This window comes from Chromobacterium sp. CCUG 76385 (genome assembly GCF_059916625.1).
The window spans coordinates 377,514-397,054 of sequence record NZ_JAUCGU010000001.1; the positions used below are offsets into that span (position 1 = coordinate 377,514).

The 19,541-nt window shown below is 61.2% G+C and carries 16 protein-coding genes and 1 riboswitch; of the genes, 9 read left to right on the plus strand and 7 right to left on the minus strand.

All coding sequences use genetic code 11. The features are described 5' to 3' along the window. Positions 1-33: 33 nt before the first annotated feature. Entirely contained in the window at positions 34-813 is a 780-nt protein-coding gene (locus QUG01_RS01730; RefSeq protein ID WP_500828610.1) for a substrate-binding periplasmic protein, read from the plus strand. Here QUG01_RS01730 and QUG01_RS01735 read toward each other — a convergent pair. Together QUG01_RS01735 and gcvA are read right to left on the minus strand one after the other, a co-directional pair. Further along, positions 810-2,138, minus strand: coding sequence for a voltage-gated chloride channel family protein (locus tag QUG01_RS01735; protein WP_500828611.1), 1,329 nt, complete (start codon positions 2,136-2,138; stop codon positions 810-812). The genes QUG01_RS01730 and QUG01_RS01735 overlap by 4 nt on opposite strands. 77 nt (positions 2,139-2,215) lie before the next feature. Continuing rightward, positions 2,216-2,281, minus strand: a riboswitch (Fluoride riboswitch). A 45-nt stretch (positions 2,282-2,326) separates the two neighbouring features. Next, positions 2,327-3,214, minus strand: a complete 888-nt coding sequence (gene gcvA, locus QUG01_RS01740; protein ID WP_500828612.1) for a transcriptional regulator GcvA — start codon at positions 3,212-3,214, stop codon at positions 2,327-2,329. Between the two features lie 194 nt (positions 3,215-3,408). Here gcvA and acnB point away from each other — a divergent pair, with 194 nt between their 5' ends. After that, positions 3,409-5,997, plus strand: coding sequence for a bifunctional aconitate hydratase 2/2-methylisocitrate dehydratase (gene acnB / locus QUG01_RS01745; protein WP_500828613.1), 2,589 nt, complete (start codon positions 3,409-3,411; stop codon positions 5,995-5,997). A gap of 90 nt (positions 5,998-6,087) precedes the next feature. Here the strand turns inward: acnB and QUG01_RS01750 are convergent, their stop codons facing one another. Continuing rightward, positions 6,088-8,037, minus strand: a complete 1,950-nt coding sequence (locus QUG01_RS01750; RefSeq protein WP_500828614.1) for a putative bifunctional diguanylate cyclase/phosphodiesterase — start codon at positions 8,035-8,037, stop codon at positions 6,088-6,090. Between the two features lie 781 nt (positions 8,038-8,818). Here QUG01_RS01750 and QUG01_RS01755 point away from each other — a divergent pair. Together QUG01_RS01755 and QUG01_RS01760 are read left to right on the plus strand one after the other, a co-directional pair. Then, entirely contained in the window at positions 8,819-9,193 is a 375-nt protein-coding gene (locus QUG01_RS01755; RefSeq protein ID WP_500828615.1) for a hypothetical protein, read from the plus strand. A gap of 100 nt (positions 9,194-9,293) precedes the next feature. Continuing rightward, positions 9,294-9,509 (plus strand): hypothetical protein, encoded by a 216-nt coding sequence (locus QUG01_RS01760; protein ID WP_500828616.1) that lies wholly within the window; start codon positions 9,294-9,296, stop codon positions 9,507-9,509. Between the two features lie 55 nt (positions 9,510-9,564). On the opposite strand, the gene QUG01_RS01765 is transcribed toward QUG01_RS01760, so the two are convergent. From QUG01_RS01765 to cysD, 3 genes are all read right to left on the minus strand, one after another. Beyond that, the gene (locus QUG01_RS01765; protein WP_500828617.1) at positions 9,565-10,455 is read right to left on the minus strand and encodes a CHAD domain-containing protein; all 891 of its coding nucleotides are present in this window, start codon (positions 10,453-10,455) and stop codon (positions 9,565-9,567) included. 169 nt (positions 10,456-10,624) lie between these two features. Then, a complete protein-coding gene (gene cysN, locus QUG01_RS01770; RefSeq protein WP_500828618.1) occupies positions 10,625-12,064 on the minus strand; it encodes a sulfate adenylyltransferase subunit CysN in 1,440 nt (479 codons plus the stop codon). Further along, positions 12,064-12,990 (minus strand): sulfate adenylyltransferase subunit CysD, encoded by a 927-nt coding sequence (gene cysD, locus QUG01_RS01775; RefSeq protein WP_500828619.1) that lies wholly within the window; start codon positions 12,988-12,990, stop codon positions 12,064-12,066. Before cysD ends, cysN begins: the two co-directional genes overlap by 1 nt. A 348-nt stretch (positions 12,991-13,338) precedes the next feature. Here cysD and fliD point away from each other — a divergent pair, with 348 nt between their 5' ends. Further along, positions 13,339-14,730, plus strand: coding sequence for a flagellar filament capping protein FliD (gene fliD, locus QUG01_RS01780; RefSeq protein ID WP_500828620.1), 1,392 nt, complete (start codon positions 13,339-13,341; stop codon positions 14,728-14,730). 86 nt (positions 14,731-14,816) lie between these two features. Here the strand turns inward: fliD and QUG01_RS01785 are convergent, their stop codons facing one another. Then, the gene (locus tag QUG01_RS01785; RefSeq protein WP_500828621.1) at positions 14,817-15,653 is read right to left on the minus strand and encodes an SDR family NAD(P)-dependent oxidoreductase; all 837 of its coding nucleotides are present in this window, start codon (positions 15,651-15,653) and stop codon (positions 14,817-14,819) included. Between the two features lie 151 nt (positions 15,654-15,804). On the opposite strand from QUG01_RS01785, the gene QUG01_RS01790 reads away from it, so the two are divergent. From QUG01_RS01790 to QUG01_RS01805, 4 genes are all read left to right on the plus strand, one after another. Continuing rightward, positions 15,805-16,038 carry an exodeoxyribonuclease VII small subunit gene (locus QUG01_RS01790; RefSeq protein ID WP_043627642.1) on the plus strand — a complete coding sequence of 78 codons (234 nt, stop codon included), beginning with the start codon at positions 15,805-15,807 and terminating at the stop codon, positions 16,036-16,038. Next, positions 16,028-16,924 carry a polyprenyl synthetase family protein gene (locus QUG01_RS01795; RefSeq protein WP_500828622.1) on the plus strand — a complete coding sequence of 299 codons (897 nt, stop codon included), beginning with the start codon at positions 16,028-16,030 and terminating at the stop codon, positions 16,922-16,924. The genes QUG01_RS01790 and QUG01_RS01795 overlap by 11 nt, the downstream gene beginning before the upstream one ends. A 65-nt stretch (positions 16,925-16,989) precedes the next feature. Further along, positions 16,990-18,840, plus strand: coding sequence for a 1-deoxy-D-xylulose-5-phosphate synthase (gene dxs, locus QUG01_RS01800; RefSeq protein WP_500828623.1), 1,851 nt, complete (start codon positions 16,990-16,992; stop codon positions 18,838-18,840). 2 nt (positions 18,841-18,842) lie between these two features. Further along, positions 18,843-19,418 carry an ion channel gene (locus tag QUG01_RS01805; protein WP_043627637.1) on the plus strand — a complete coding sequence of 192 codons (576 nt, stop codon included), beginning with the start codon at positions 18,843-18,845 and terminating at the stop codon, positions 19,416-19,418. Positions 19,419-19,541 lie beyond the last annotated feature (123 nt).

The window sequence follows — 19,541 nt, forward strand, 5'->3', positions numbered from 1 at the left end:
ATCAAGATAGAAAGTTCCATCCAGGAGTGCATCATGCGAGCCAGTATTTTGGGGCTGCTGTTCAGCCTAGCCATCTGGTCGTCCACCGCATCGGCGCTTGTCATCTACACCGAGGACTGGCCACCGATCACCTTCCAACGCAATGGCGTAGCCGATGGCATGGCGGTGGAAGTGGTGCGGGAAATCCAGTCCCGCATCAAGGACAACAGCCCGATTGAGGTGGTGCCCTGGGCGCGCGGATACAAAGAGTTGCTGACCAATCCCAACGTGATGCTGTTCACTGTAGGCCGCAGCGAGGCGCGCGAGCGGCAGATGACGCTGCTGGGGCCGATAGCGGTATCGCAGACCGTGCTGTTGGCGCGCAAGGGCGAGGCTGCCAAACTGTTGGCGCTGGGGGCTGGCATCTACCAGCGTCCCGTAGGCGCCTATCGCGGCAGCATCTTCGCCGACGCCGCGTCCGCGGCTGGTTTTGTCGAAGTGGACCTTGCCCCTACGCCACAGATCACCGCGCAGAAAATGCTGCTGGGCCGTTACGATATGTGGGTGGAGGGCGGCTTCGTCGTGGCCTCGGTCCTGAAGGACATTCGCCAGCCGCCCGATGCGGTGGAGGTGGTGAGGGTGCTGGAATCGTTGGAGTTGTATCTGGCGTTTTCCCGCGGCACGCCGGGCGATGAGGTACGGCGCTGGCAGGATGGCTTCGCCGCCATCAAGAAGGACGGCACGTTCAAGCGCATCTACAACAAATGGCTGCCGCGCGACGCGGCGCCGTTGGAGATCAAGCTGATAGGCGTGCCGCCTTCCCCGGCGCATTAGCTTTGGGTATTTTTCGGGCCGGCATCTGCCTGAAGGCAGGATGGCCGCGGCGCTTTGCGCAACTCGGCCCACTCCGACAGCCGGATGTTTTCCGGCACGCCGCGCCGCTTGGCGATGCCGACGCGTTGCGCCCGGTAAATGCCGGAGTGGCCGGAGCATAAATAGGCCACCACGCAAGCCAGCCCGGCGTAAATGCCGATTTCCGGGCCGAACAGCTCCATGGCCATGACGGTGGAAGCCAGCGGCGTATTGGCCGCGCCGGCGAAGACCGCGACAAAGCCCATGCCTGCAAGCAGGGGGAAGGGCAGGTGCAGCAACGGCGACAGCGCATTGCCCAGCGTGGCGCCGATATAAAACAGCGGCGTCACCTCGCCGCCCTTGAAGCCGGCCCCCAGCGTGGCGATGGTAAACGCCAGCTTGCCGGCGAAATCATAGGATGGCAGCGGGTGCTGAAAGGCGGCCACGATATTGGGAATGCCCAAGCCCAAATAGGCGCTGGCATCGAACATTGACGCGGCGATGGCGACGCAGGCCCCGCCAATCAAAGGCCGCAGCGGCGCAAACGCGATAAACCGCTTGAACAGCGCGGCCAGCGCATGGACGGATTCTGCGAACAATTTCCCAGTCAGGCCGAACGCCACGCCAGCCGCCATGGCCGCGCCAAGGCCCAGCGCAGTTGGTTGCGGAATATACGGAATCGCATAATGGGTGTGCTGCACGCCCCACAGCAGGCCAACCTGGTCGCCCGCGACGGCGGCAAGCAGGCAGGGCAGGATTGCATCGTAGCGCATCCGCCCGATGGCCAGCACCTCCAGACCAAAGATGGCGCCAGCCAGCGGCGTGCCGAAAACCGAGGCGAAGCCCGCGCTGATGCCGGCCATCAGCAGCAGGCGCCGCTCCGACGTCGGCAGGCCGAACAGTTTGTGGACCTGATCGGCCAGGGCGCCGCCCATCTGCACCGCCGTGCCTTCGCGGCCGGCCGAGCCGCCAAACAAATGAGTGATGATGGTGCCGATCAGCACCAGCGGCGCCATCCGCAGCGGGATGGTCTTTTTGGGGTCGTGAATCTCGTCGATCAACAGATTGTTGCCGCCTTCAACCTCGCGCCCAAACCATAAATAGAGCAAGCCAACGGCAAAGCCGCCCAGCGGCAGCAGCCAGATCAGCCAAGCATGGGCAATGCGCGTATGCGTGGCCCAATCCAGCGAGAACAGAAAAAACGCGGAGGCGCTGCCGACCAGCGCGGCAAGCAATAGCGATAACAAGGTCCATTTGCCGATGAAAGGCAGGATGGAAAGCCGCTCGGGGATGAGTTTTGGAATCATTTTTTGTCCAGTGCAGTCAGATTGACACGCCTGGACCGTGGGTGCGGGATATGCGTACCTACAGCTTCCGGTCCAGGAATACTGTAGGCATCATCAGCCTTCGCAAAGGCGGTTACGGGAGGAATGCCATCTCCGTAGCAGATGGGACATTGTATGGCGTTGCGGCCGTCCGCGCAACGGCGGGCGATTCATGCGGTTTTGACCACCTCGCTCTCCAGCCATCCGCAAAAAGCCTCCACGGTGGCGTCTTCGGCGGACATCCGCGGCACGACCCAGCAGTAGTCGCGCACTGTCACCACCGGCTCCGGCAGCGGCGAAACCAGTTGCCCGGAGGCTATCAGCGCCTGAGCCATCGGCAACGGCCCCAATACCACGCCCAAACCATCTATGGCGGCTTGCAAGGCGAGCGAGAATTTGTCGAAGTGCAGACTGCAAGCCGGCTTCAGCTCCGGCGCGCCGGCCAGCGTCAGCCAGCGCGGCCAGGCGGTGGGGCGGGTGTCTGCGTGGAGCAGGGTATGGGAGACCAGATCGGCCGGACTGTTCAGCGGCAGGCGCGTCAGCAGGGCGGGGCTGGCCAGCGGCAGCTCCCATTCTTTCAGGAAAGGTTTGGCGATATGGCCGGGCCAGTCGCCGGGGCCGCGGCGGATGGCGATGTCGAACGGCGCATCCAGCCGCGACAGGTCACGGTCCGAGGTGACCAGATGCAGTTCCAGATCGGGATGCCTGGCGCGGAATCCAGCCAGCCGCGGCAGCAGCCAATAGGCGGCAAACGTGGGCGTGGAATTGATGCTGAGCCGGCGCTGCCGGTTGGGTTGCAGCAGCTGGGCGGTGGCGTTGGCGATCAGATCCAGGCCGTCCTGCACCTGCACCAGATAACGCCAGCCGGCGTCGGTGAGCTTGACGCGGCCGCCGCTGCGCTCAAACAGCAACACGCCCAGCCAATCTTCCAGCTGCTTTATCTGTTTGCTCACAGCGCCATGGGTGACGAATAATTCGCCCGCAGCGGCGGAGAAGCTTTCCAGGCGGGCGGCGGCTTCGAAAATCCGCAGGGAATTGAGAGGAGGGTAGGCGCTCATACTGTGATTTTAACTCACAATGCGTGTTGCGATTACTCGTTTGTATGCAAGCGCCGAAAAGCGTAATCTTCAGCCACTACAAAGCGCATATCCGCAGCGCCCGGCGCGCGTATGATGCAGAATTACCGAGTGGAGACTGTCGGCGTTTTCGCCGGCAGGCTTGCCGACAACCAAAGCCAAGAAGGTCCCGAGTCATGCTAGAAGCTTATCGTCAGCACGTTGCCGAGCGCGCCGCGCTGGGCATCCCGCCCCTGCCGCTGTCCGCCAAGCAGGTTGAAGAACTGGTCGAACTGCTGAAAACCCCGCCCAAGGGCGAGGAAAGCACGCTGGTTGACCTGATCACCCACCGCGTGCCGCCGGGCGTGGACGATGCCGCCAAGGTCAAGGCATCGTTCCTGGCCGCCGTGGCCGAGGGCAGCGTGAAGTCGCCGCTGGTTTCACGCGAACTGGCTACCGAGCTCTTGGGCACCATGCTCGGCGGCTACAACATCAAGCCGCTGATCGACCTGCTGGACGATCCGTCCGTCGCCAAGATCGCCGCCGCCGGCCTGAAGAAAACCCTGCTGATGTTCGATTCCTTCCATGACGTGAAGGAAAAAATGGACAAGGGCAATGCCGTGGCCAAGGAAGTGATCGAATCCTGGGCCAACGCCGAATGGTTCACCAGCCGCCCGGAAGTGGCCGAGAAAATCACCGTCACCGTATTCAAGGTGCCGGGCGAGACCAATACCGACGACCTGTCCCCGGCGCCTGACGCCTGGAGCCGCCCGGACATCCCGCTGCACTATCTGGCGATGCTGAAGAACACCCGCGCCGACGCGGCCTTCAAGCCGGAAGAAGACGGCAAGCGCGGCCCGATCCAGTTCATCGAAGACCTGAAGAAAAAGGGCCATCTGGTGGCTTATGTCGGCGACGTGGTCGGCACCGGCTCTTCGCGCAAATCCGCCACCAACTCGGTGGTGTGGGCCACTGGCCAGGATATTCCCTACGTGCCGAACAAGCGCTTCGGCGGCGTGACCCTGGGCGGCAAGATCGCGCCTATCTTCTTCAACACCCAGGAAGACTCCGGCTCGCTGCCGATCGAAGTGGACGTGTCCAAGCTGGAAATGGGCGACGTGATCGACGTCTACCCGTACAGCGGCAAGATCGAGAAGAACGGCGCCGTGGTGGCCGAATTCAAGCTGAAGTCCGAAGTGATCCTGGACGAAGTGCGCGCCGGCGGCCGCATCAACCTGATCATCGGCCGCGGCCTGACTGCCAAGGCGCGCGAAGCGCTGGGCCTGCCGGCTTCCACCACGTTCCGCCTGCCCAAGGCGCCGGTGGATTCCGGCAAAGGCTACAGCCTGGGCCAGAAGATGGTCGGCCGCGCCTGTGGCCTGCCGGAAGGCAAGGGCGTGCGTCCAGGCACCTACTGCGAACCGAAGATGACCACCGTCGGCTCGCAGGACACCACCGGGCCGATGACCCGCGACGAGCTGAAAGACCTGGCCTGCCTGGGCTTCTCCGCCGATCTGGTGATGCAGTCGTTCTGCCACACCGCAGCCTATCCCAAGCCGGTTGACGTCAAGATGCACAAGGAGCTGCCGTCCTTCATCTCCACCCGCGGCGGCGTGTCGCTGCGCCCGGGCGACGGCGTGATCCACAGCTGGTTGAACCGCCTGCTGCTGCCGGATACCGTGGGCACCGGCGGCGACAGCCACACCCGCTTCCCGATCGGCATTTCCTTCCCGGCCGGCTCCGGCCTGGTAGCCTTTGCCGCCGCCACCGGAGTGATGCCGCTGGACATGCCGGAATCGGTGCTGGTGCGCTTCAAGGGCAAGCTGCAGCCGGGCGTGACCCTGCGCGATCTGGTCAACGCCATCCCCTTGTACGCGATCAAGGCCGGCCTGCTGACCGTGGCCAAGGCTGGCAAGAAGAACATCTTCTCCGGCCGCATCCTGGAAATCGAAGGCCTGCCGGACCTGAAGGTTGAGCAAGCGTTCGAACTGACCGACGCCTCCGCAGAGCGCTCGGCCGCCGGCTGCACCGTGCACCTGAACAAAGAGCCCATCGTCGAATACATGCGCTCCAACATCACGCTGATGAAGTCCATGATCGCCGACGGCTATCAGGACGCGCGCACGCTGGAACGCCGCATCAAGGCCATGGAAGACTGGATTGCCAACGGCAAGCTGCTGGAAGCCGACGCCGACGCAGAATACGCCGCCGTGATCGAAATCGACATGAATGAGATCAAGGAGCCTATCGTCGCCTGCCCGAACGACCCGGACGACGTGAAATACATGTCGGAAGTGGCCGGCACCAAGATCGACGAAGTGTTCATCGGCTCGTGCATGACCAATATCGGCCACTTCCGCGCCGCCTCCAAACTGCTGGAAGGCAAGGCCGACATCCCGGTGCGCCTGTGGGTGGCGCCGCCGACCAAGATGGACGCCAAGCAACTGACCGAGGAAGGCCACTACGGCGTGCTCGGCCGCGCCGGCGCGCGTCTCGAAATGCCGGGCTGCTCGCTGTGCATGGGCAACCAGGCGCAAGTGCGCGAAGGCGCGACGGTGATGTCCACCTCCACGCGCAACTTCCCGAACCGTCTGGGCAAGAACTCCAACGTGTTCCTGGGCTCGGCCGAACTGGCGGCAATCTGCTCCAAGCTGGGCAAGATTCCGACCGTGGAGGAGTATCAAGCCAATATCGGCATCATCAACGAGAAGGGCGCCGAAGTTTACAAGTACCTGAACTTCGACCAGATCCAGGAATACCAGGAGCTGGCCGCCAGCAAGGCTTGATAGCGATATCGAGGGGCTAACCATAACGACGCCGTCCATCCCGCAGGAGGACGGCGTTTTTTCATGCCTGTCACGGGAGGCCGGCCACGCTCATGAAAGCGCCGCGTCGCGCCAGCGTGTGGAGAAATCCATTGCCGGCAATGGCCGTCCGTAGAAAAACCCCTGAATGGCCGAGCATCCCGCTTTGCGCAGGAAATCAGCCTGTTCGGCAGTCTCCACCCCCTCGGCAACGGTATCCAGAGCCAGATTGGCCGCCAGTGACAGTATGCTGCGCACAATGGCCTCTCCGTCCTGCCCGCCGCCAATGCCCTGGATGAAGCTGCGATCAATCTTGAGCGTCTGCACCGGCAACTGATGCAAATAAGCCAGCGAGGAATAGCCTGTGCCAAAGTCATCTATGGACAGGCGGATACCCAGTTTGCGCAAGGCCGTCAAGGCGGCAACGGCATCATCGGCCTCCATGATCACGCTTTCGGTGATTTCCATTTCCAGCAGGGAAGGGGGTAGAGCATAGTGCTCCAGCATTGACTCAACCCGCCGCGGAAAATCCATCCGCTCCAATTGTCTGACGGAAAGATTCACCGAAACGGATGGCACGACGAAGCCGTCCGCCAGCCACTGCGCCAATTGGCGGCAGCTTTTGTCCAGCACCAAATCGCCCAGGGCTTCGATCAGCCCGCTTTCCTCGGCAATCGGAATAAATCGGGCCGGACCTATCTCGCCCAAGACGGAACTGTGCCAACGCGCCAAGGCTTCCGCGCCATACAGCTCGCCGCTGTCGCAAGCGATCTTGGGCTGAAAATGCACGTCGATTTCGCCGCTCTCTATTGCTTGGCGCAAGTGGCGCTCAATCAACACGCGCTCCTCCAAGGCGGAAGATAGCTCAGGCGTGTAGCGCAGGCAGCGGTTTCGGCCTGCCGCCTTGGCCTGGTACATCGCCAGGTCGGCGTTGCGCAGCAAGGTGTCCCCATCGGCACCGTCCTGCCGGGAAAAACTGATGCCTATGCTGGCGGATAGATAAATATCCTGACTGCCGATGTCGAAAGGGCGTTCGAACAGAGACAACAAACGGCCGGCAGCGGCATCAGCCGCATCCTGCTTTTCCAGGCCCTCCATCACGCAGACAAACTCGTCTCCGCCCAAACGGGCCAGCAGATCGCCCGGGGGGACATGGGCAAGCAGCCTGTTGGCCACTGCGATCAATAGCAAGTCGCCTATGTGGTGGCCCTGTGTATCGTTGACATCCTTGAATCTATCCAGATCGATAAACAGCAGCGCCAAACCATGCTCGCCCATCGCGGAGCGGTCCAGCGCATGGCTCAGCCGTTGCTGAAACCGCAAGCGGTTGGGGAGGCCGGTCAGGGTGTCATGGTGAGCCAAGCGATCCAGGGTCGTCTCGGCTCGGCGGCGCTCGGCAATTTCATCATGCAAACGACGATTGGCCGCCTCCAGCTCGTGGGTGCGCTCCGAGACTCTGCGATCCAGGTCTCGATTGGCGTCGGCCAATGACTTGGCCTGCTGCTCAATGATCCGACCCGCATGGCCCACCACCAGCATCTGGGCAATAAATAGAATGCCCATCAAGGCGCAGATTGCCAGCGTTAGCCACCATAGCTGGTGCGCGGAATCCGTGACGAAAGGCGTTGCGTCCAGATACAGCTCCAGCACGCCTTCGACTCGACCATCCTGCCCGTGTACCGGTACGTAGGTAGACACAATGTCGCGCTCGGTCAAAGTATGCTCAAAGGCATCTATGCTGTGATTGTGCGCCAGTTCACTGGCCGGCACGCCTGCCGCGGCTGAGCGGAAGCCGTCGTTGTCCCATTCATTTTCGCCTATCTGCTTGGCGTCGGTGGAAAACAGTGTCAAGCCATTCAGTGCGTAAACCTTCAGCTTGATCACATCCGTGCCGCGCATCAGGCCGATCACTGCGTCACGCAGATGCACTTGGCGTGCAGCTTGCTGCAGCCGGTCCGGCTTGCCTGTCAGCGGCAGCAAAGACCGAAAGTCAGGCCATAAGGAGTTTTCGAAAATTTGCACCAGCGATGCCGCACGGTTTTTTTCAAGCTTCAGCAACTGCTCGGCTGAGTAATGCCGAAGGTAGCCCGCCATCAATGAAGTGGCGCACCCCATCAGCAGGAGCGATAGCAGAAAGAAATACGGAACCAAGCGGAAAGGACGAGTGGAGGGCGAAGCGTGTCTGGCCATGACAATCTCGCAGCGCAAATGAATATAAGTTTAGGCGATTGACTGCGAAATCACCTCCGCACCTTAGTTCGCATAATCTATATTATGTCAAATCATCAATGTCGTATCAGAGAAATACGACACCAAGACCACACTCAGGCCATCACATCAAACAAACTACGCACAATGAAACGCAGCAAACCCATTGCAGGATTTCCATGCAGCCCGGACGAACTCTACCGGGCTGTCTGTTTTGGTGAAATCAACCAAATAGCCAATGAGCTAGCAGTCACCACGGAGCAAATCGAACGATGGCGGACCGGACAAGAACCTGTTCCCAAGGCAGTTTTCCTATGGCTCAAACATCGTAACTGCACAACCCTAGGCGCTCAGTTTGGTCCGTTCAAAGGGTTCCTTCAGCAGCAGGATTTCAGAGAAGTTGACCCTCACGCCGCTGGCTGGGCATACCAGGGCGTCGCCGCGGTCGCATAGGCGGAATATCGACGCGCAAATAAATTGGCAGAAAGACAGGCTGAACTGATCGAAAAGCTAATGACAGATAGGAATTTCTGCAGGGACAATTGCCACCTGCAAGCCCGGTACGGGCTGATGTTCAACATTTTCAGGTGACGACATGAACAAGTGGATAGCCATCGCGAGCGCCCTATCATCAATCAGCGCCCACGCAGCCGTGATCGAATGCACGATCGACAACACGGAATCGACGATCTTCACCAGCGCACAATTCTGTCCGGCCGGCACCACGTACAGACGCATGATGCTGAACGTAGACGACCCCAGCATCGCCGCTATCAAGGCGCAAAGTGAAAACCGCCACCCCATACAGGCGGCGCCTCGCTACACATGCGCTCAACTACGCGCGCAGCGCGATTACCTCTATCAAGTGCTGGACCCTCACAGCATTTATCACGACAGAGAACCGCAGCCGCTAACTAAACTGCACAACGTCAAGGCTCAGATGAGCGAGCAGAACTGCAAGATGATGTGAACGCCTGATACCGCTCGCTGGGCGGCGTCGCTGGGTGGTGCTACTGATGAGATGCGTTCGCAACTTGCTAGAATGAACATATACAGGGCAAGGAGCGCATATGATCAACGATGACATGAAGCTGTCGTATACCTTCACCTGCCCCAAGTGCCACTCCAAAATCGTGTTGAACAGCACGGTGCATCAGTTGGAGCTGCATGTCAGAGCGCGTGATCTGATATTCCGTTGCATGCGCTGCAAGCGCGAGCATAACGCGCTCACGCAAGACTACGAACTCCTGACCATGCGCCTGCGCGAGAAAGGCTGTGATCTCTAGCCCATAAGTCCGCCATCTTGTCTCCGGCTGCACCAAATCAAAGTTATGGCGCGGGCTATGTCCAGAATGCCTCCGCCTGCCATAGCTGCCGCAAGGCCTTTTCGACTTCTGCCTCTGCTGGCGGATCCTGTTGCATCAGGGCGTTGCGCAGCTTGTTCGCCTGATCGCGCAGCGCTGGCGCGTCCTTGACACATTGCTGCAGCAGATCCAGCGCCGCCGCCCTGTCGTTGATGGCGCCCAGCAGTTGCTGCACCCGCTGCAAGGGTTTCAAGTATTGCTTGACCGACTTGCGCCGGTACAAGGCAGAGAAGAATTCGACTGAATAGCGCAGTTTCTTCGCCCGCTTGCGCAAATCGTGACGTTGCTCCATATCCAGCGTATGCCAGCGGCGGGCCAGACGGCATACCGTTTTCCAACTGCGTCGCAGAGATTTCCTGGCGAAACCCGATTGTTTCTCGTGCTCATCAGTCCCCGGAGGCTGATTCAACAAAGCAAGCAGCGCGCCGCACCATGCCATATGCTCGGGCGAGGACAAGCTGGCGCGCACGGCGGAACGGGCCTGCTCTCGATGCTGCCGCAATGCCCGGCGCAGGGCGCTCAATCTCAGACGGCGGGCGCTGGCCTGCTCCGCATCAGGCAGTATCTGCAGCAGCAATACGTCCAAGTCTCTAAGCCGCCCCAGCGCGGCGGCCAGCCGTTGCGCCTGGGCCATCACCGGTTCCCAGCCGGCGCCGCTCGTCAGCGGCTCGAAGGCCTTGCCGGCCGCGCGCAGCCGACGCAAGGCGACTCTTGCCTGATGCACGTATTCCGGATCGTCGCAGGACAGGATGCCTGGCACATTGGACGACAGGTGGCGCAGACTCTCCAGCATGACGCTGCGCAACGCCTGTCTGGGCGTCATGCTGGCGCGCAGCGCGGGTTGGCGGGCTATCGATGGCTTGTGCATCTGGGCCTCCTTTTCATGCGTGACGGCAGCAGGAGATATTCTAAAGACTAGAGAATGCCTTGTGGCTTGGCGCTTGCGCCAAATACTCAGCCCTTCCGCGGCATGCCATGAGCCTGCCGGCGCAAACCGGCAGGCTCATGGGGGCAGCCATCATCGCATAGCGGCCACGCTAGTCGTCAGCGGACCCCAACAGCTTGCGCGCCAGTTCCGGGCGGCTTAGCCCCGGCAGATGCTTTTGCAGCAGCACGTCCAGTTCCTGCTCAAACAATTGCCACTGGGACAGCTCGGCCAGCGCGGAATCATCATTGTGCGAACGGATCATGCCGGCGGCTACCGTGCCGTTGCTCAAGCGGTCGATCACGATCAGGCTGCCGCTGCCGCGGCATTCGCGGTAGGGATCGAATACGGCTGAGCTGTTCAGCGCGATGCGGCACAGGCCAATCTCGTTCAAGGCCAGCGTATCGGCCGGATTGTTCTGCAGGGTATTGACGTCGGTGCGATGCAGGACGGACTCGATGCGGCCCGTGACGTATTTTCCCGCCAGCTTGAAACCATACTCCTTGCCCGGCCGCAGCGGCGCGTCGCTCATCGCCACCAGATGAGCGTCGAAGCTGCGCGACACATGGGGCCTTGGCTCGTCGGCCCGCACCAGCATGTCGCCGCGCGAGACGTCGATTTCATCCTCCAGCGTCAGCGTCACCGCCTGGCCGGCCGAGGCGCGCGCCAACTTGCCGTCATAGGTGACGATATCCTTGACCCGGCTTTGCTTGCCGGAAGGCAGCGCCATGATCAGGTCGCCAGGATGGATGGCGCCACTGGCGATGGTGCCGCAGAAACCGCGAAAATCCAGATTGGGCCGGTTGACATACTGCACCGGCAGGCGGAAGGCGTCCAGGCCGGCGTCATGGTTGATCTGGATGTTTTCCAATAGATGCATCAGCGTGGCGCCTTGGTACCACGGCGCGGCCTCGGTGCGGCTGACCACGTTGTCTCCGCGCAAAGCGGAGATCGGCACGAAGTGGATGTCGGGAATGTCCAGATGCTCGGCAAAGGTCAGGTACTCGTCGCGGATGCGGTTGAATACTTCCTCGCTGTAGTCCACCAGGTCCATCTTGTTGACGGCGACGATGACATGGCGGATGCCCAGCAGGCTGACGATATAGCTATGGCGGCGGGTTTGCGTCTGCACGCCGCGCCGCGCGTCGATCAGGATGATGGCCAGATTGCTGGTGGACGCGCCGGTGGCCATATTGCGGGTGTACTGCTCGTGCCCGGGGCAATCGGCAATGATGAACTTGCGCTTGTCGGTGCTGAAATAGCGATAGGCGACATCGATGGTGATGCCCTGCTCCCGCTCAGCCTGCAAACCGTCTACCAGCAGCGCCAGATCGATTTCCTGGTCGGTGGTGTTGTACTTTTTCGAGTCGCGCTCGATCGCCGCCAGCTGGTCTTCGAAAATCAGCTTGGAGTCGTGCAGCAGGCGGCCGATCAGCGTGGACTTGCCGTCATCCACGCTGCCGCAGGTGATGAAGCGCAGCAAGTCCTTGTTCTCATGCTGCTTCAGGTATTCCAGGATATCCCCGGCGATCAGTTCGGATTGGTGAGACATCAGAAATACCCTTCCATTTTCTTCTTTTCCATCGAGCCCGCGCTGTCGTGGTCGATCAACCTGCCCTGCCGCTCTGAGGTCTTGGTCAGCAGCATTTCCTGAATGATTTCCGGCAGTGTGGCGGCGTCGGACTCCACGGCGCCGGTCAGCGGATAACAGCCCAGCGTGCGGAAGCGCACCTTGCGCGTTTCGATGCGCGCTTTCTCCTCCGGCGTCAGGTACTGCAGGATGCGCTCATCGTCGATCATGATCAGCATGCCGTCGCGCTCCACCACCGGACGCTCGGCGGCGAAATACAGCGGCACGATCTCGATGTTTTCCAGATAGATGTATTGCCAGATGTCCAGCTCGGTCCAGTTGGACAGCGGGAACACGCGTATGCTCTCGCCCTTGTCTATTTTGCCGTTGTAGAGGTTCCACAGCTCCGGCCGCTGGTTTTTCGGGTCCCAACGGTGGTTCTTGTCGCGGAAGGAATAGACGCGCTCCTTGGCGCGGCTCTTTTCCTCGTCGCGGCGCGCGCCGCCGAATGCGGCATCAAACTTGTATTTGTTCAACGCCTGCTTCAGTCCCTCGGTCTTCATCACATCGGTATGCTTGGCGCTGCCTGCGGTGAACGGGTTGATGCCGGCGTCGACGCCGTCCTGATTGATATGGACCATCAAGTCCCAGCCGTTCTCCTTGGCTTGCTTGTCGCGCAAGGCGATCATGTCGCGGAACTTCCAGGTGGTGTCGACATGCATCAGCGGAAACGGCGGCGTGCCCGGATAGAACGCCTTCTTCGCCAGGTGCAGCATCACCGCGGAGTCTTTGCCGATGGAGTACAGCATCACCGGGTTTTCGAACTCCGCCGCCACCTCGCGGATGATGTGGATGGACTCCGCCTCCAATTGTTGCAGGTGAGTTATTCTTGCTTGATCGATATCCATGCTTGCAGCCCGTTCTATGGTTGCAGCCAATCTACCGGAAAGGTTCCAGCGCGTTCAAAACCAATTGGATATATCAATATAAACTTAGTAAATCTTAAAAATTGAAATGTAGGAATAAGGGGATCTACGGTGCAACCCGTGCCCATAACCGTTAACATTTGCGTTAAGCCAAAAATTTAAAGTTGCTCTGAATGCGGACGATAATGGCTTGAAGAGATTGTGTGTCATCCTCCGCATGAGCCGACAAGAACAACGCCGTTCGTGATGACAACTTGGCGAGATTAGCCACCCCAATTCGCAATATTTCCGCCGGATGGCAGTGCCGGTCGGACAGTGGGAGAAGATACCATGTCATCTGCATCCATCAGCGCCAGCGCCGGACCGCTGGATGTCCAAAGCATCGTCAGTCAGCTGATCCGGGCGGATTCTCAACCCCTGACCCAAAGCCAGCAAAGGCAATCCAACTACCAGTCCGAGATCAGCACGCTGGGCCAGGTCAGTTCCGCGCTATCCGCCTTGCAAAGCGCCGCTTCCACCCTGGCTTCCGGAAGCTTCCTGCAGCAGTTCAGCGCCACTTCGTCGGATTCCACGGTGGCAGCGGCCTCCGGCACATCCGGCGGCGCAGCCGGCACCTATGTGCTGAATGTGACGCAAATGGCGCAAGCGCGGCAGCTGGTTTTTGACAAGAACCCGGATGGCAGCGCCATCACCGACCAAAACGCCGCGATCGCGGGCGCGCCGTCTTCGCTGACCTTCAATGTCGGCGGCAAAAGCAGCACGGTGAATCTGAGCAGCGGCGGCAGCGCGGTCTCGCTGTCGTCCATCGCCAGCAGCATCAACGGCGCCGGCATCGGCGTGTCCGCCTCCATCGTGCAATACAACAATAATTATTCGCTGGTGCTGAACTCCACGCAGGCCGGCACCAGCAACGCTTTCTCCATCACGGCAGGCGGGAGCGACAGCAACAGCACATCCGGCAACACCCTGGCCGGTCTGCAGCAAAGCGCCACCGCGGCCGGCGAGTCTGCCAATGCCGCCAACGCCTTGATGACAGTCAATGGCGTCAATGTTTCCTCCGGCAGCAACACGGTGAGCAATGTGATCAACGGCGTCAATCTCACGCTGGAAAAAGTGGGGCAAACCACGATCAACATGAGCCAGAACACGGCAAACATCACTTCAACGCTGCAAAGTTTCGTCAGCGCATACAATCAAGTGGTGGGGGCGATCAACTCCGCCACCAGCAGCTCAAAAACCGTAGGCAGCACGCCGCAGAATACCGACATCAGCAGCGATCTGACCAATTTGCAACAACAATTGGCCGGGATCTTGGGCACGCCGTTGAAGGGCGTCGATCCTGTCAGCTCCTATGCCTATCTGGCGCAAGTGGGCATCACCCAGAATGTCGACGGCACGCTGGCATTGAACTCCACAACGTTCAATGCCGCGCTGACCGCCAACCCCTCTGCCGTAAGCAATCTGTTCGGCAACGCGCAAAACACCGGGGTCGGCAATGTATTCAACAGCACCATCAACAACTTGCTGGGTCCGACTGGCACGATCACCATCAGCCAGAACAATCTGAACAGCCAGGTGTCGACTGAGCAGCAATTGCAACAGCGCCTGCAGGACCAGCTCAACTCCGAGCAAAGCAGCTTGTTGACCGAGTATTCCAACCTCAACAGCGAGCTGGCATCGATGGAGCAGTCCTCCACCAGCATGGCCAACCTGATTGCCTGATTGCGCAGCCAAAACATTCGACCCGCAGTCGAAGCCAAAAAGGCGCCGCGAGGCGCCTTTTCTTTATCCAACTGAACACTTCTCGTTCAAGCACTCGCGCGCGACAGCACGTCCAGCCAGCGCGTCGGCAGCAGCCGTTTCAGATACCAGAACAACTGGGTGGGGAACGTCACCCGGTAGCGCGCACGCGGCCGCTTGCTGGTTACAGCCAGCCAAACTGCCTCGGCCACGGCGCTGGCCGGCAAGGTGAACGGCGCGGCATGGCCTTCTTTCTTCAAGCGCTCCAGTTGCTTGCGGTAGTTGTCGCGGTGCACGCTGGCATCGGTATCGACATGCTTGAGGAATTTTTCCAAGGCATTGGGCCGGAAGCGGCTCTCGATCGGCCCCGGTTCCACCAGCGCAACATGGATATCCGTGCCATGCAGCTCTTGCCGCAGGGTGTCGCACAGCCCTTCCATCGCATACTTGCTGGCATTGTAAGCGCCGCGCCAGCGCATGGCGGCAAAGCCGAGTATCGAGCTGTTGAACACGATGCGGCCATGGCCTTGCGCGCGCATGACTTTCAACACCGCGCTAGTCAAGTCCCATGGTCCGAACAGATTGGTTTCAAACTGCTCGCGCATCACCCGCCGCGAAATGTCCTCCACCGCGCCGGGCTGGCCGAAGCCGGCGTTGTTGAACAAGACGTCCAACCGCCCTCCGCTTCTGGCCAGCACCTCATTCAAAGCGGTCTGGATCGACGTCATATCGTCGACATCGAGCGACAGACTTTCGAAACCCTCCTCTCGCAAACGCGCCACGTCCTCCTGCTTGCGGCAAGTGGCGAACACGCGCCAGCCCTTGTCGCGGAACCATTTTGCGGTATGGTAGCCGATACCGCTGGAGCAGCCGGTTATCAGAATGGAATGCGCCTGGGCCGTCATGACAAACCTCTTGTCGGTGGAGAGGCCCCCACCCTACACCATTCGCCGCCGCGCCGGAATCCGCCATGTTGCCCGCAAGCGGCGACGACACTGTCGTTTTGAGGCGGAATTGGACTAGAATGTCGGCCTGACACGTACGAGGAAGACCGCCATGGCAAAAGCCGCCAAAGCACCGGCCAGTTTCGAGAGCGCGCTGGCCCAGCTGGAGGACATCATCCAGGCGATGGATAGCGGCGACATGCCGCTGGAGACCGCCCTCGCCTCCTACAAGCAAGGCACCGAATTGATCAAGTTCTGCCAGGGCAAGCTGGCCGACGCTGAACAGCAGTTGAAAATACTGGAAAACAACGAACTGAAGACGCTGGACCTGCCCAATGGCCAATGAAACCTTCATCGGCTGGATGACCTCCATCCAGCAATACATGGAAAGCGCCCTGGAGCGCTTGCTCCCTTCCGCCGACTGCGCGCCGCATAAATTGCATGAAGCCATGCGCTACGCCACGCTGGAAGGCGGCAAGCGCGTGCGGCCGCTGCTGGTTTTCGCCGCCGGCGAACTGGTGGGCGCGGAGCAGGACAACCTGGCGCGCATCGGCGCGGCGCTGGAAATGATCCACGCCTACTCGCTGGTGCATGACGACATGCCGTGCATGGACGACGATGTGCTGCGCCGGGGCAAGCCGACCTGCCACGTCGCCTATGACGAGGCTACCGCGCTCTTGGTCGGCGACGCGCTGCAAACCCGCGCTTTCGAGCTGATTGCCCAAGCCATGCCTGGCATCGCCGCGGCCAGCCAGCTGGAAATGGTGCGCGCGCTGGCCCACGCGTCCGGCCATGCCGGCATGGCGGGCGGCCAGGCGATTGATCTGGCCAGCGTCGGCCAGCCGCTGACGCTGCCGGAGCTGGAATTCATGCACATGCTGAAAACCGGCGCGCTGATCCGCGCGGCGGTGATGATGGGCGCCATGGCCGGCCGCGAACTGAACGCGCAGGAAAAAGAAGCGCTGGACGCCTTCGCCAAGCGCATCGGCCTGGCCTTCCAAGTGGTGGACGACATCCTGGACTGCGAGGCCGATACCGCCACCTTGGGCAAGACCGCCGGCAAGGACGCCGCCCACGACAAACCCACTTACGTCAGCCTGCTGGGCCTCGCCGAGGCCAAGCGGATGGCGAAGGATTTGCATGACCAGGCGTTCGCCGCGCTGGAGGGCTTCGGCCCGCAGGCCGATCGCCTGAAACAACTGGCCGACTATATCGTCGCCCGCTCGTTTTGAACCGCTCGTAGAGAAACCATCAGGGCGGCCCACCGCCCGGCGAGCCCATCCGCAGAATCACAACAATGTATCCTCTGCTTGAAAACATAAACAGCCCTGCCGACCTGCGGCTGTTGCCGCGCACGCAGTTGCCGCAGCTGGCGCGCGAACTGCGCGAATTTCTGGTGGAGTCGGTCAGCAAGACCGGCGGCCACTTCGCGTCCAATCTGGGCAGCATCGAGCTGACCATCGCGCTGCATTACGTGTTCGATACCCCGCATGACCGCCTGGTGTGGGACGTCGGCCACCAGACCTATCCGCACAAGATCCTGACCGGCCGCCGCGAGCGCATGGGCACCATGCGCCAGTTTGGCGGGCTGGCCGGCTTTCCCAAACGCGAGGAGTCCGAGTACGACACCTTCGGCGTCGGCCACTCGTCCACCTCCATCGGCGCGGCCCTGGGCATGGCGGTGGCGGCCAAAACGCTGGGCATCGAGCGCAAGAGCGTGGCCATCATCGGCGACGGCGCCATGACCGCGGGCCAGGCCTTCGAGGCGCTGAACAATGCCGGCGCGATGGATACCGACCTGCTGGTGATCCTGAACGACAACGATATGTCCATCTCGCCCAATGTCGGCGCGCTGAACAACTACCTGGCCAAGCTGATGTCCGGCCGCTTCTACGCCGCGATGCGCCAAGGCTCCAGCAAGGTGCTGGGCATTGCCCCGCCCTTGAAGGAAATCGCCAGCAAGATGGAGGAGCACGTCAAAGGCTTCTTCACCCCGGGCACGCTGTTCGAGGAATTCGGCTTCAACTACATCGGCCCCATAGACGGCCACGATCTGGACGCCCTGGTCGATACGCTGAAGAACATCCGCAGCCTGAAAGGGCCGCAGTTCCTGCACATCGTCACCAAGAAGGGTCAGGGCTACAAGCTGGCAGAGAACGATCCGGTTAAATACCACGGCGTGACCAAGTTCGATCCGGCAAACGGCCTGGCCGGCGGCAAAGGCGGCTCCGGCAAGCCGCAATACACCCAGGTGTTCGGCGACTGGCTGTGCGACATGGCCAAGCAGGACCCGCGCTTGGTGGGCATCACGCCGGCCATGCGCGAAGGCTCCGGCATGGTGCGCTTCGAAAAAGAGCATCCGGACCGTTACTACGACGTGGCCATCGCCGAACAGCACGCGGTCACCTTCGCAGGCGGCATGGCCTGCGACGGCCTGAAGCCGGTGGTAGCGATCTATTCCACCTTCCTGCAACGCGGCTATGACCAACTGATCCACGACGTGGCTTTGCAGAATCTGCCGGTGATGTTCGCGCTGGACCGCGCCGGCCTGGTGGGAGCGGATGGCCCGACTCATGCCGGCGCCTTCGACCTCAGCTACCTGCGTTGCATCCCCAATATGCTGGTAGCGGCGCCGTCGGATGAGAACGAATGCCGCCAGCTGCTGTACACCGCCTTCCAGCACAATGGCCCCAGCGCTGTGCGCTATCCGCGCGGCACCGGCCCCGGCGCGGAGATTCAGCAACAGATGACTGCCCTGCCCATCGGCAAGGGCGTGCTGCGCCGCCAGGGCCGGAAGATCGCCATCCTGGCCTTCGGCAGCATGGTGCACCCGGCGCTGGCCGCCGCCGAGCCGCTGGACGCGTCGGTCGCCGACATGCGCTTCGTCAAACCTCTGGACGCAGAGCTGGTGCGCCAGCTCGCCGAGAGCCATGAGCTGATCGTCACCGTGGAGGAAAACGTGGTGATGGGCGGCGCCGGCTCGGCCTGTATCGAGACGCTGCAAGCGCTGCGCCTGACCGTGCCGGTGCTGCAGCTGGGGCTGCCGGACGACTACGTGGAACACGGCGACCCGGCGCTGCTGTTGAAGAACTGCGGCCTGGACGCGACCGGCATCGAAGCCAGCATCCGCCAACGGCTGGCCGACTGAGCATGCAGGCCTCGCTGCCGCTTCCCACGCTGGAAACGCGGCTGCAGCTGCATGCCAGCACCGCCTTGTCGCTGATCAGCGCGGTGCTGCTGACCTGGCTGTGGCATGGGGCGAATCTGCATGCCTTGCTGCCGCGCCAGGGCGAACAGTGGCTGGCCTGGACACTGTTCTTTCTGCCTATCTACCGCACCATACGCCATATCCTGCGCCGGCCGCGCCAGCGCCAGCTGGGCGACCTGATCGGCCTGTACATCGGCCTGGTGCTGCAGTTCGCTGTAGTCTACTACTTGTTCGCGCTCTTGCTGGTCAACGGCCATGCCTTTCATGGCATGACCGCGCTGTATGACGGCCATGGCGGTTTTCTGCCGGACTTTTACGGCAATGCCGCGCTGCTGTTCCTGGATTGCTTCCACCTGTCCATCGCCACCGCCGCCACCGTGGGTTATGGCGACATGTATCCCACCTACTGGCCGATCCGGCTGCTGGCGGATTTGCAGATCATTTTTACCAGCGCGCTGGTCATCATTGGCTTCGGCCGGCACTTTTCCGGGCACGGCGCGAAGGGCCCGTCGAGCTGAGCCGATCGCGGAATAAAAAAGCCGGACGTCTGTCCGGCTTTTTTATGGCTATGTCCCAATTGTAAGTTGGTAGCCTCGCCCCACCGCTTCCTGCAAACAATGCACAGGTTGTATCTGCTGATG